The sequence below is a fragment of the Cedecea neteri genome, assembly GCF_000758325.1.
GTDB lineage: Bacteria > Pseudomonadota > Gammaproteobacteria > Enterobacterales > Enterobacteriaceae > Cedecea > Cedecea neteri_B.
In genome coordinates, this window is record NZ_CP009459.1 from 2,572,831 (window position 1) to 2,586,034 (window position 13,204).

General features: G+C 54.0%; 10 protein-coding genes. 3 read left to right on the forward strand and 7 right to left on the reverse strand.

Annotated features, from left to right (window positions below; translation table 11 throughout):
* Positions 1 to 89 precede the first annotated feature (89 nt).
* Both LH86_RS12100 and LH86_RS12105 read left to right on the forward strand, forming a co-directional pair.
* Positions 90 to 638, forward strand: a complete 549-nt coding sequence (locus LH86_RS12100) for a YcbK family protein (protein ID WP_039301593.1) — start codon at positions 90 to 92, stop codon at positions 636 to 638.
* A 39-nt stretch (positions 639 to 677) separates the two neighbouring features.
* On the forward strand, positions 678 to 1,325 hold the full coding sequence (locus LH86_RS12105; protein ID WP_039301595.1) for an MBL fold metallo-hydrolase: 648 nt from the start codon (positions 678 to 680) through the stop codon (positions 1,323 to 1,325).
* Positions 1,326 to 1,381: 56 nt separating this feature from the next.
* Here LH86_RS12105 and LH86_RS12110 read toward each other — a convergent pair whose 3' ends face one another.
* The 5 genes from LH86_RS12110 to LH86_RS12130 form a co-directional block, all read right to left on the reverse strand.
* Positions 1,382 to 2,572 (reverse strand): amino acid aminotransferase, encoded by a 1,191-nt coding sequence (locus tag LH86_RS12110; protein ID WP_039301597.1) that lies wholly within the window; start codon positions 2,570 to 2,572, stop codon positions 1,382 to 1,384.
* Positions 2,573 to 2,757: 185 nt separating this feature from the next.
* The gene (ompF, locus tag LH86_RS12115; protein ID WP_039301599.1) at positions 2,758 to 3,840 is read right to left on the reverse strand and encodes a porin OmpF; all 1,083 of its coding nucleotides are present in this window, start codon (positions 3,838 to 3,840) and stop codon (positions 2,758 to 2,760) included.
* Positions 3,841 to 4,436: 596 nt separating this feature from the next.
* Positions 4,437 to 5,837 carry an asparagine--tRNA ligase gene (gene asnS / locus LH86_RS12120; RefSeq protein ID WP_039291539.1) on the reverse strand — a complete coding sequence of 467 codons (1,401 nt, stop codon included), beginning with the start codon at positions 5,835 to 5,837 and terminating at the stop codon, positions 4,437 to 4,439.
* Positions 5,838 to 6,014: 177 nt separating this feature from the next.
* On the reverse strand, positions 6,015 to 7,217 hold the full coding sequence (gene pncB / locus LH86_RS12125) for a nicotinate phosphoribosyltransferase (protein ID WP_039306132.1): 1,203 nt from the start codon (positions 7,215 to 7,217) through the stop codon (positions 6,015 to 6,017).
* Between the two features lie 263 nt (positions 7,218 to 7,480).
* On the reverse strand, positions 7,481 to 8,725 hold the full coding sequence (locus LH86_RS12130) for a hypothetical protein (RefSeq protein ID WP_052045577.1): 1,245 nt from the start codon (positions 8,723 to 8,725) through the stop codon (positions 7,481 to 7,483).
* Between the two features lie 215 nt (positions 8,726 to 8,940).
* Here LH86_RS12130 and pepN point away from each other — a divergent pair, with 215 nt between their 5' ends.
* Positions 8,941 to 11,553 carry an aminopeptidase N gene (pepN, locus tag LH86_RS12135; protein ID WP_039301602.1) on the forward strand — a complete coding sequence of 871 codons (2,613 nt, stop codon included), beginning with the start codon at positions 8,941 to 8,943 and terminating at the stop codon, positions 11,551 to 11,553.
* Between the two features lie 85 nt (positions 11,554 to 11,638).
* On the opposite strand, the gene ssuB is transcribed toward pepN, so the two are convergent.
* Positions 11,639 to 12,409 (reverse strand): aliphatic sulfonates ABC transporter ATP-binding protein, encoded by a 771-nt coding sequence (gene ssuB, locus LH86_RS12140; RefSeq protein ID WP_039301603.1) that lies wholly within the window; start codon positions 12,407 to 12,409, stop codon positions 11,639 to 11,641.
* Positions 12,406 to 13,197, reverse strand: a complete 792-nt coding sequence (gene ssuC, locus LH86_RS12145) for an aliphatic sulfonate ABC transporter permease SsuC (RefSeq protein ID WP_039301605.1) — start codon at positions 13,195 to 13,197, stop codon at positions 12,406 to 12,408. The genes ssuB and ssuC overlap by 4 nt, the downstream gene beginning before the upstream one ends.
* Positions 13,198 to 13,204: the final 7 nt, after the last annotated feature.

The window sequence follows — 13,204 nt, forward strand, 5'->3', positions numbered from 1 at the left end:
ACTCCCCGGATTCGGGCAGTTATGGTGCGATGGCTGTGCGCAAAAGTGCATATTAAACCATCATTTTATTACCTGTAGACCTGGATATCATGGACAAATTTGACGCTAATCGCCGCAAGCTACTGGCTTTGGGGGGCGTGGCTTTCGGTGCCGCTCTCATGCCTTTGCCGTCGTTTGCCACCCTCTCGACACCACGCCCGCGTATTTTGACTCTCAATAACCTGCATACTGGAGAGTCATTGAAAGCTGAGTTTTTTGATGGCAGAGGCTATATTCAGGATGAATTAGCAAAACTTAATCACTTCTTCCGGGACTACCGGGCGAACAAGATTAAATCCATCGATCCTTCCCTGTTTGACCAACTCTATCGCCTGCAGGGGCTTTTGGGGACTAACAAGCCGGTCCAGCTGGTTTCCGGTTACCGTTCCATCGACACCAATAATGAACTCCGTGCCCACAGCCGTGGTGTAGCGAAAAAAAGCTACCACACCAAAGGCCAGGCGATGGATTTCCATATTGAAGGCGTTTCGTTAAGCAATATTCGCAAAGCAGCATTATCAATGCGGGCAGGTGGTGTAGGATACTACCCCAGCAGCGACTTTGTGCATATTGACACCGGGCCGGTAAGGCACTGGTAAAACAACGGAATCCGGCTTTGTTGTCGGTAATGGAGCAGCATGAACTATCACATTATTCCGGTCACGGCTTTTGCCCAGAACTGTTCTCTTATTTGGTGCAAGGAAACGCAGCAGGCGGCGCTGGTGGATCCCGGCGGCGATGCGGCGCGCATTAAGCAAGAAGTGGCGCAAAAAGGCGTGCAGATTAGCCAAATCCTGTTGACGCATGGTCATCTCGATCACGTTGGCGCGGCGGCTGAGCTGGCGGCACATTACGGCGTGCCCGTTGTGGGGCCGGAAAAAGAAGATGAGTTCTGGCTGCAGGGACTGCCGCAGCAAAGCCGGATGTTTGGCCTCGACGAGTGTCAGCCTTTGACGCCGGACCGCTGGTTAAACGAAGGGGAATGTGTTTCCGTAGGGAATGTAACTTTACAGGTGTTGCATTGTCCGGGGCATACGCCTGGCCATATCGTTTTCTTCGATGCGGACTCTCGTTTACTGATTTCGGGTGATGTTATCTTTAAAGGTGGAGTAGGGCGCAGCGATTTCCCGCGCGGCGATCACGCGGCGTTGATTGATTCGATCAAACGTAAGCTGCTACCGCTGGGGGATGATGTGACCTTTATTCCCGGCCACGGCCCAATGTCTACGCTGGGTTACGAGCGCCTGCATAATCCGTTTTTGCAGGATGAGCAGCCGGTCTGGTAAAGCGGGTTTCAAATAAAAAAGAGCCGCTTATGCGGCTCTTTTGCTATGCGTGGTGATTACAGCACAGCAACGATGGCTTCGCACAGCGGCGCCATGTTATCCGGCGTCATGCCCGCCACGTTAACGCGGCCAGATGCGACGGCGTAAACGCCAAACTCTTCACGCAGGCGTAGAACCTGTTCTTTGGTCAGGCCGCTGAACGAGAACATCCCGTTCTGGTTAATGATGAAGCTAAAGTCGCGATTGGCGCCTTTCTCCTGCAGGGTATTCACAAACAGCTGACGCATGCGGTGAATGCGCTGGCGCATATCGGTCAGCTCTTGTTCCCACATGGTACGCAGCGCGTCGTTGCTCAGAATCGTCGCTACAACGGAGGCGCCGTGTGCCGGTGGGTTGGAGTAGTTGGCGCGAATAACCGATTTTACCTGGCTGAATGAACGGTCAGCGGTGTCGGCATCGGCGGCAACCAGCGTGAAAGCGCCCACGCGTTCGTTGTACAAACCGAAGTTCTTGGAGTAGGAGCTGGCCACCAGCAGTTCTTTGTGAGCGGCTGCGAAAAGACGCAGGCCTTCAGCATCTTCTTCCAGACCACGAGCAAAGCCCTGGTAAGCAAAGTCAAACAGCGGCAGCCAGCCTTTGGCCAGCGACATCTCTGCCAGCGTTTTCCACTGTTCAGCGGTAGGATCGATCCCGGTAGGGTTATGGCAGCAGCCGTGGAACAGCACCACGTCACCGGCTTCCGCCGCCTGCAGGCTGGCCACCAGGCCATCAAAGTCCAGGCTGTGATTTTCCGCGTCATAGTAGGCGTACTCTTTCACTTCCAGGCCCGCTGCGTTAAACACGCTTTTATGGTTAGGCCAGCTTGGGTTACTCACCCAGACGCGTTTTGCTGAGGTGTTTTTTGCCAGGAAATCAGCGGCAACGCGCAGCGCACCGGTCCCGCCTGGGGTTTGCGCCGTACGGGCACGTTTGTCGGCAATAAGCGCGTTGCTTTTGCCAAACAGCAGCTCTTGCGTGCAGCGGCCAAACTCTGGAATACCATCAATGCCCAGATAGTTTTTGGTGGTCTCATTTTCCAACAGATAAAGCTCAGCTTTCTTCACGCTGGTCAGGACAGGGGTTTTACCGGTCTCGTCCTTATAGACCCCGATGCCGAGGTTAATTTTGGTTGGACGGTCGTCGGCGCGAAACAGGTCAGCCAGACCAAGAATAGGATCGGCAGGGGCAGCGGTAATGTTCTCAAACATGACGGGTTCCATTAGTGATATCGGGGGAAATCGCTTTCAGGTTAACTGCTGTTTTACGAATTGCCAACCGTTTGCGACAAAAAGAGACAGTTAGCGATAACATCGGGTTTATTCTACTTTTTTGCCATAAAAAAACAGGGCCGAAGCCCTGTTTTTAAACATTTCAGACAAACAAATGGCTGAAATTAGAACTGGTAAACGATACCAACAGCAACGGTGTCGTCTGCGCCAACGCCCAGCTTGTTGTTTTTGTCGATCTGGTTGATCTGGTAGTCAACGTAGGTAGACATGTTTTTGTTGAAGTAGTAGGTCGCGCCGATATCAATGTAGTTGATGTAATCTTCGCTGCCGATACCTTCAACATCTTTCGCTTTAGATTTGTAGTAAGCGATGGATGGACGCAGGCCGAAATCGAACTGGTACTGTGCCACAACAGAGAAGTCCTGAGTTTTGTTCAGGAAGCCATCTTGTTTGTTGATGGTGATGCGAGTTGCGTTACGGCTTTCACCGTACAGCGCGGCCAGGTAGATGTTGTTCGCGTCATATTTCAGACCGGTAGCCCACTGCTCAGCTTTAGCACCGTGGCCGATAGTCTCTGTCTGCTGAGCGTTAGTACGGTCAGCCGCGCCGTAAGCACCTACGATGCCGAAGCCATCAACGGTGTAGCTTGCGGAGGTCGCCCAGCCGTCACCGTTAGAGCGTGATGCGTTGTCTTTACGTTCGTTTTTACCCAGGTACTGAACGCCGAAGTCCAGACCATCAACCAGGCCGAAGAAGCTGTGGTTACGGTAAGTAGCCAGGCCACCGTTACGACCGGAGAAGAAGTTGTCGCTGTTGCCGGTGTCACCACCGAACTCTGGCAGCATATCGGTCACGCCGATTGCATCATAAACCAGACCGTAGTTACGGCCGTAGTCGAAGGAACCTGCGTCACCGAATTTCAGACCAGCGAAGGCCAGACGGGTTTTGTTACCGGTCTGAGCATCAGCGCCTTCAGAGTTGTTACCCTGGAAGTTGTATTCCCACTGGCCGTAACCGGTCAGTTGGCTGTTAATCTGAGTTTCGCCTTTGAAGCCAAGACGGGCGTAAGTTTTGTCGCCGTTACCCTGAGCGTTTACACCGTTGTCTTTAGCAAAATAGTGCAGACCTACAGCTTTGCCGTACAGGTCTACTTTGTTGCCGTCTTTGTTATAGATTTCTGCAGCGTTAGCTGCACCGGCTACCAGCAGAGCAGGGATAACCACTGCCAGAATATTGCGCTTCATCATTATTTATTACCCTCATTGTGGTTTTTATGGACACCTGCCACTGCCGTCAATAATTCTTTACGGAACTATTGATGATAGTTTGGTGTCTTTCTGTATCTGTCAGGCATCTTTCCATCCATGAAACCGTTTCGCTAGCCTGAAAGTGCTACAAATGTCTAAACTGAGTTTCAAAAAGAAAATATGTGTAACTAAATATTAATTTCAGGGAACTTTGTGAACCATTTCAAATTTCATTCTTAGCGCAACAAAAATGCTTCGCTTGTTAACATATATATATGAATTACTTATGTTTAATCCGCATAAGCTCAATGAATGGGTATTTCTTGTTCACAATTGTTCATTTTTTGACTTGTTTTTGGATGTCCAGATGTCTGTGTGAAAAGTGAACGATTGTGCTATGCCCAGCACTGATTTGAAATGCGAGCAAACTTAAGCGCAATTTTTGTTAAAGAGTGTGAGATAGAAACAGTTGGTAACGGGGTAGTCGGGAATGGAGGTTGAAATTGACGTTTGCTTAATGAGCGTTGAAGAAAATAGACCTTTTATTGTCAAATGTAAAAAAGGCCAGCGGAGAGCTGGCCTTTGGTTTTGCTGGCTTAGAAGCTGGCGTTACGTGGAGTACGTGGGAACGGAATCACGTCACGCACGTTCTGAACGCCGGTGACATAGGCAATCAGACGCTCGAAGCCCAGGCCGAAACCGGAATGCGGCACGGTGCCGTAGCGGCGCAGGTCGCGGTACCACCAGTAGTCTTCTTTATTCAGGCCCATTTCAGCCATGCGTGCATCCAGCACATCCAGACGCTCTTCACGCTGGGAACCACCGATGATTTCACCGATGCCTGGCGCCAGGACGTCCATAGCGGCAACTGTCTTACCGTCTTCGTTAAGGCGCATATAGAAAGCTTTGATGTCTTTCGGGTAGTTTTTCACTACCACCGGTGCCTTGAAGTGCTGCTCGGCCAGGTAACGCTCGTGCTCGGAGGAAAGGTCGACGCCCCAGTAAACCGGGTTTTCGAACTTATGCCCACAGTTCAGCAGGATTTCCACCGCATCGGTGTAGTTCACCTGGGCGAAGTCTGCGGAGATGAAGCGTTCGAGGCGCTCAATGGCTTCTTTGTCCACGCGCTCAGCAAAGAACTTCATGTCGTCCATGCGCTCTTCAAGCACGGCCTTGAAGACGTACTTGAGCATCGCTTCGGCCAGACCGGCAACGTCGTCCAAATCGGCAAAGGCAACTTCCGGTTCCAGCATCCAGAACTCAGCCAGGTGGCGGCTGGTGTTGGAGTTCTCCGCGCGGAAAGTCGGCCCGAAGGTATAAACCTTTGACAGCGCACTCGCGTAGGTTTCGCCGTTCAGCTGGCCGGAAACGGTCAGGAAGGCTTCTTTACCGAAGAAGTCTTTATCAAAATCGACTTTGCCTTCTGCGGTGCGAGGCAGGTTTTCCAGATCCAGCGTTGAAACGCGGAACATCTCCCCGGCACCTTCGGTGTCCGAAGCGGTGATGAGCGGAGTCGAGACCCAGAAATAACCGTTTTCATGGAAGAAGCGATGCAGCGCCTGAGCCAGCGTGTGACGAACGCGAGCCACGGCACCAATCATGTTGGTACGCGGACGCAGGTGAGCCACTTCGCGGAGGTATTCGATGCTATGGCGTTTGGCCGCCATTGGATAGGTATCCGGATCGTCAACCCAGCCGGTCACTTCGACTTTGGTAGCCTGAAGTTCGAATGCCTGGCCCTGGCCCTGAGACTCGACCACCACGCCGGTAACAATCACGGAGCAGCCAGTGGTCAGGCGCAGAACGTCTTCATTGTAATTGGGCAGAGAATTATTAATGACGGCCTGTACAGGATCAAAGCAGGAACCGTCATAGACGGCGAGGAAGGAGATACCAGCTTTTGAATCTCTTCGAGTACGTACCCATCCGCGCACGGTGACTTCGCTGTCAACGGCGGCACGGCCCTGGAGTACGTCGGCTACAGGCACAACGCTCATAGTTTTCTCTCTATTAAATGGTCAATGACAAAAAAAATAGTAACCCACAGATGGGGGCTATCTATGTTACCTGTCGCGCGCCATCAGACAAGCAGAATTCGCGTTACTTATGAAGAAATAAAGGAATGAGAGAAGGGCGGTGAATAGCGAAGCGGCTATTCACCGATTATCGCTGAATCAGCTGGCTTTTTTAACCAGCGGAAGGTCAAAGGCTTTGCGCAGTGCCCGAACAAAGGCTTTGTCGTGGCAGATGGTTTTTCCCGGGCTGTCCGAAAGCTTAGCCACCGGCTTACCGTTGCACTCCACGAGCTTAATCACAATGTTCAGCGGCTTAACCTGCGGAATGTCGCAGGTCAGGCGGGTGCCGATACCAAAGCTGAGGTTAACCCGGGATGAGAAGCGGCGGTACAGCTCCACGGCTTTGTTTAAATCCAGGTTGTCGGAAAACACCAACACTTTGCTTAAAGGATCGATGCCAAGCTTCTGGTAGTGGGCAATGGCTTTTTCTCCCCACTCAACGGGGTCACCTGAATCGTGGCGCAGCCCCTGATAGCGCGTGGCAAACTCCTTGCCGAAATCACGCAGGAAAGCATCCATGGTGATGCAGTCAGTCAGGGCTATTCCTAGCTGATCGGGATATTCGTCCAGCCATGCCTGCAATGCTGCGCGTTGGCTGTTCGCCAGATCCGGGCTTATTTGCTGATGTGCCTGGAACCATTCATGCGCCTGGGTGCCCATCGGCGTAAGGTCGAGGCGGCGCGCCAGATCGTAGTTGCTGGTGCCGATAAACCACGGCTCCTGCTTAAGCCGCTCAACGATAGCCTGCTGCACTTCACGAGAGAAGCGGCGGCGTGTACCAAAGTCCATCAGGCGGAAATGGGAAAGATCCAGCCCGTCGGTCAGCGCGTTAAACTCCTGCAGCTTACTTTCCAGGTGATCCAGCGCCATTTTTGGCGTCACGCCGGGAGCGCGATGCTGGTGAACGACTTCACTGATTACCGCCAGCAGGGGAACTTCCCACATGATGACTTCCCGCCAGGGGCCGCTGAGGCGAATATCTAAATGACCATGATTATTGGTCACCTGAACCTGAGCAGGGTCATAGCGGAAGTCACGCAGCCAGTCGAGATAATCGGCTTTGAAAAAGGGCAGGCTTTTCAGCCAGTGAAATTCTTCATCGCTGAGGCGCAGGTGCTGCATCGCGGCTACCTGCTCACGAATAGCCTCGGCATGAATGCCCAGCAGGTCGTCGCCGCGGCAGCGGAATTCCGCTGCGACATTTACGTCGTAATAGCGGTGATAAACCGCTTGCTGCATATGAAGCTTATAGGCGTCAGTATCCAGAAGCGTTTGCAAAATCGGGGAAGCGTGTCGTGTCATGGCGCGTTTCAGCATCCTCTCACAGGAGCGTTTCCATCAGTCCGGGCAAATTAAGACGCGGGAGTATACCCTGATTATCTGTTTATTGAAGCAGGATCACAACAATCGGGGGGCAGTCTCTGGAGTGGTTTATGGCGTGATTAACACGATAATATAGTTCAATGCATTGAATTAAATCGTGTTTAGAGTACTAAACAAAACGTGCGACATCCTTTTCTCAGTGAAATAACCGGCGGCGAATGGCCGCCGATGTGTACTGGCAACTAACGAATGCGAAGACTGCCGTTCTCCGCTTTTTCACGCAGGTTGTGATTCAGCGATTGAAGCTGTTCGAGCGTCATCCTGCCCATATTTGTTGCGCCGGACCCCAGCAGCGCGTGACTAAATCTGGCGAGTGCGGATGCATCCAGATACAGCGCCTTCAGCCCGTGCTGTTTTTTTTCATTCGGGGTTGGGTTGATACGAATCAGGGCGTCTTTCGGTAATGCGACGTTTTGTACCTTACAGGCAAGCGTCAGCGTGGCGAGATCGGCCAGGGATTTCACTTCAATTTCTTTCAGCTTTCCGCCGTTAGCTGTCCCGCTTAGAGGATGGTTTTCAGCCTGGTAGTTAAACATCGAGGCGGTGTTACTCAATGAATTATGGATGGTATGGGTTTTCAGGTTATTCACTTTACTGAAGCCAAACACCAGCGGCAGGGTTTGCCCATCGTTGAGCAGATTCAGGAACGGCAGTTTTCCGCCGATCATTTCATTTTCAATGCGCTTAAAGGCGTTACCGATCAGTTTCCGCGTTTGTTCCCCGGAAGGCGGGTGGCTGTTATCCACGAATTTGATATGCGCCGGGACGCCGGTTTGCTGCAGGATTTGCTCCGGCGTTTCCTTTTTTAGTCGATAGCCGCTATTCGACAAAAGACGCACCAGGCTGTCATACACCGCCTCTTCCAGATTATTGCTGCTTTTTAGCGTCAGCGTTGAGGCCGGGAAATGGCTGGCAGAAGACGCATGATTGATGGCTTTGCTCAGCACATACAGGTTCGAGCGCGTCTCCACCGTGGTGGGCTTAATGCCCAGTCCTTTGGCGTACACGCGCGGTTTCTGGCGAAGATTCTCACGCGTTTCAAATTTGTTGCCCGACTCTCGAGTTCGATCGGAGAAAAACACTTTTCCCTCCAGCGACTGTGAACCGCCTTTAGGATCGTTCACGCCGCCTTTCAGCGCGCCGCTGCGCAATATTTCAAAGCCCCAGGGAGAGCCATGAAAAGCTTCCGGCTTGATATAGCCCGACGGCGCACTGGGATTCAGCGAAGCCAAAAGACTGTGGTAAAGCCGTGCCCGCGTGGTGCCGTCAATATCTCGGCGGTTAGCCAGCGCATCCAGCGGCGAGTTTCCGTGCTGGTCCAGAGCGACAGGTTTGTAGCCCTGCTGTCTTAGTTTTTGGATGGTAGCAATATCGTTTTGGGCAACGGCCTGATGAAAAGCCATGGGGCCGGAAGGGGGAATACGCATATTAAGTTCTCTCAGGAGGAAGGGGCTGCATTAAGTGGCGGAGGAAAAGGAAGAGTTCCGTGCCGGAAGGGGCTGGAGAGAAAAGCGTAATACCGCATAAAGCGGTAAAAAATTTGGGCTATCGGCCGCCAAAGATGAAGATTCTGCGTAGCAACATTCCGGCAACAGGAATAGACTGAAGTTCGTTATCTTACGGACGATGTATAAGGTTTTTTATGACACAACAGCCACAAGCCAAATATCGCCACGACTATCGCGCGGCGGATTATACGATAACCGATATCGATTTGACCTTTGACCTTGATGCCACAAAAACGCAGGTCACCGCAGTCAGCAAAATTGTCCGTCAGGGCGAAGCGGGCGCTCCGCTGCATCTTGATGGCGAAGACCTCACGCTGGTCTCCATTGCCGTAAACGGTAGCGCCTGGCCGCACTATCGCCAGGAAGATGGCGCGCTCATTCTGGAGCAGGTTCCTGACGCCTTTACGCTGACGATTGTGAACGAAATCAGCCCGGCTACCAACACCGCGCTTGAAGGGCTGTATCAATCCGGGGAAGCGTTATGTACCCAATGTGAAGCTGAAGGCTTCCACCACATCACCTGGTACCTGGACCGCCCGGACGTCCTGGCGCGCTTCACGACCAAAGTCATCGCCGACAAAAACAAATACCCGTACTTGCTGGCTAACGGCAACCGCATTGCCGAAGGCGAGCTGGAAAATGGCCGTCACTGGGTGCAGTGGCAGGATCCTTTCCCAAAACCTTGCTATCTGTTTGCGCTGGTGGCGGGTGATTTCGATGTTCTGCGCGATAGCTTCAAAACCCGTTCCGGCCGTGACGTTGCGCTGGAGCTGTTTGTTGACCGCGGGAATCTGGATCGCGCTGACTGGGCGATGACCTCGCTTAAAGCATCCATGAAGTGGGATGAAACCCGCTTCGGCCTGGAGTATGACCTCGACATCTATATGATCGTCGCCGTCGACTTCTTTAATATGGGCGCAATGGAAAACAAAGGGTTGAATATCTTCAACTCGAAGTATGTCCTGGCTCGTGCCGAAACCGCGACTGACAAAGACTACCTCGACATTGAACGCGTCATCGGCCACGAATATTTCCACAACTGGACCGGCAACCGCGTTACCTGCCGTGACTGGTTCCAGCTGAGCCTGAAAGAAGGGTTAACCGTCTTCCGTGACCAGGAGTTCAGCTCTGACCTGGGTTCTCGCGCGGTTAACCGTATTCAAAACGTGCGTACCATGCGCGCGATGCAGTTCGCCGAAGACGCAAGCCCGATGGCGCACCCGATCCGTCCGGACAAAGTTATTGAAATGAATAACTTCTATACCCTGACGGTGTACGAGAAGGGTTCTGAAGTTATTCGTATGCTGCACACGCTGCTGGGCGAAGAAAACTTCCAGAAGGGCATGCAGCTTTACTTTGAGCGCCATGACGGCAGCGCGGCGACCTGCGATGACTTCGTGCAGGCGATGGAAGATGCGTCCAACGTTGACCTGTCTCATTTCCGCCGCTGGTACAGCCAGGCCGGGACGCCGGTTGTCACCGTGCGCGACGACTACAACCCGGAAACTGAGCACTACACGCTGACTATCAGTCAGATGACGCCGCCGACCGCTGAACAGCAGGAAAAACACCCGCTGCATATCCCGTTTGATATCGAGCTTTACGATAACGAAGGGAAGGTCATTCCGCTGCAGAAGAATGGCCATCCGGTACATCACGTGCTGAACGTGACCCAGGCCGAACAGACTTTCGTTTTCGATAATGTCTACTTCCAGCCGGTGCCATCTTTGCTGCGTGAATTCTCCGCGCCGGTGAAGCTTGAGTACAAATGGAGCGACCAGCAGCTGACGTTCCTGATGCGCCACGCGCGGAACGACTTCTCCCGCTGGGATGCGGCGCAGAGCCTGCTGGCAAACTACATCAAGATCAACGTGAACCGCAGTCAGCAAGGGCAGCCGCTCTCTCTGCCGCTGCACGTGGCCGATGCATTCCGCGCCATTCTGCTGGACGAGAAGATCGATCCGGCGCTCGCCGCAGAGATCCTGACGCTGCCTTCGCAGAATGAAATTGCCGAGCTGTTCCAGACCATCGATCCTATCGCTATTGCTGAAGTTCACGGCGCGCTGACCCGCACCCTCGCAGCAGAGCTGGCCGATGAGTTCCTGGCTATCTATAACGCCAATAAGCTCGACAGCTATCGCGTGGATCACGGTGATATTGGCAAGCGCGCGCTGCGCAACACTTGCCTGCGCTACCTGGCGTTTGGTGACGTTGAACTTGCTGAGCAACTGGTACGCGAGCAGTATCAGCAGGCGGACAATATGACTGATTCTATTGCCGCGCTGTCCGCAGCGGTGGCCGCGCAGCTGCCATGCCGTGAAGCGCTGCTGGCTGAGTACGATGAGAAATGGCACAAAGATGGCCTGGTCATGGACAAGTGGTTCGTGCTGCAGGCGACCAGTCCTGGCAGCAACACGCTGGCGAAGGTCCGCGAGCTGCTGAATCACCGTTCCTTCAGCCTGGGCAATCCGAACCGCGTACGTTCTCTGATTGGTGCGTTTGCTTCAGCCAACCCGGCCGCGTTCCACGCCAAAGACGGCAGTGGCTATCAGTTTATGGTCGAGATGCTGACCGAGCTGAACAGCCGCAACCCGCAGATCGCTTCTCGTCTGGTTGAGCCGCTGATTCGCCTGAAGCGTTATGACGCAGAACGTCAGGCGAAGATGCGTGCCGCGCTGGAGCAGTTGAAAGGGCTGGAAAACCTGTCCGGGGATCTGTTCGAGAAGATTGCCAAAGCGCTGGCGTAAGTTCAGCCCCTCTCCCAATGACAAAAGGGAACGGCAAGTTTCCCCCTCTCCCTCCCAGGGAGAGGGACGGGGTGAGGATATAAAATCAGCCGGTGCGCACCTGGCGCGCCGGCTCCTCTGAACCTCGTTTCATCACTCTGGCCAGCACTTCAGCCTCCAGTTCCGCCATCTTCACCGATCCCAGGCGGCGCGGGCGCGGTAAATCAACCGTCAGATCCAGGCCGATTTTCCCTTCTTCTATAAGCAACACGCGGTCGGCCATGGCGACGGCTTCGCTGACATCATGGGTGACCAAAAGCACGGTAAAGCCATGCTCCTGCCACAAAGAAACAATCAGCTCCTGCATCTCAATACGCGTCAGGGCATCCAGCGCGCCCAGCGGTTCGTCGAGCAACAGCAGGCGCGGGCGATGAATGAGCGCCCTCGCCAGCGCTACACGCTGCTTTTGCCCGCCGGAAAGTGCCGCTGGCCAATCATTGGCCCGATTTTCAAGCCCAACGGCGGTCAGCGCCTGAAGAGCCGCGTCTCGCCAGTTTTTTTTCAGCCCGAGCCCGACGTTATCTATCACCGTTTTCCACGGCAGCAGCCTGTCGTCCTGAAACATCAGCCGCGTATCATCCTGACTGTCCCGCAGCGGCGCACTGCCTGCGAATAGTGCGCCTTGATTAGGCGTTTCCAGTCCGGCAAGCAGCCGCAGCAGGGTACTTTTGCCGCCGCCGCTGCGGCCGACCACCGCCACGAACTGCCCGGCGGGGATACGCAGCTCAAGCTGATTGAGAATACTTTTATCGCCGTAGCGTTTGCTGACGCCGTGGAGCCACAGCGGCGTGCCCTGGTTCAGACGAGCAGTTGTCATACCGTCTCCTCCTTTAATTGATAAGCCGGATGCCAGCGTAACCAGACGCGCTCCAGCAGGCGGGCGCTGACATCGGCGAGTTTGCCCAGCAGCGCATACAGCACGATGGCTACCACCACCACGTCGGTTTGCAGGAACTCCCTGGCATTCATCGCCAGATAGCCAATCCCTGAATTTGCCGAGATCGTCTCGGCGACAATAAGCGTCAGCCACATCAGCCCTAAAGCGAAGCGCACACCGACCATGATCGACGGCAACGCCCCCGGCAGAATGACGTGCACGAACAGGCTAAACCCGGAAAGGCCGTAGCTGCGGGCCATTTCCAGCAGGCCACGGTCTATATTGCGGATGCCGTGCCAGGTATTGATGTAAATAGGGAACAGCGTGCCGAGCGCCACCAGAAAGATCTTGGCCGTTTCGTCGATACCAAACCACAAGATCACCAGCGGGATCAGCGCCAGGTGCGGGACGTTGCGCAGCATCTGAATGGAGCTGTCCAGCAGGCGTTCGCCCCATCGCGACAGGCCGCTAATCAGGCCTAAGATCAGGCCCAGCGATCCGCCGATGCTGAAACCAATCCCTGCGCGCCAGGAGCTGATAGCCAGATGCTGCCAGAGTTCACCGCTGGCTGAGAGGCTCCAGAAAGCCAGCACTACGCCCTCGGGAGAAGGCAAAATACGGGTGGAAAGCCAGCCTGCAGACGACGCTAATTGCCAGAGAAGCACAATCGCCACCGGCAGCGCCCAGGGGGCCAGGCGCAGCAAGACTTTGTGAACAGTCGCTTGCATCGTGCCT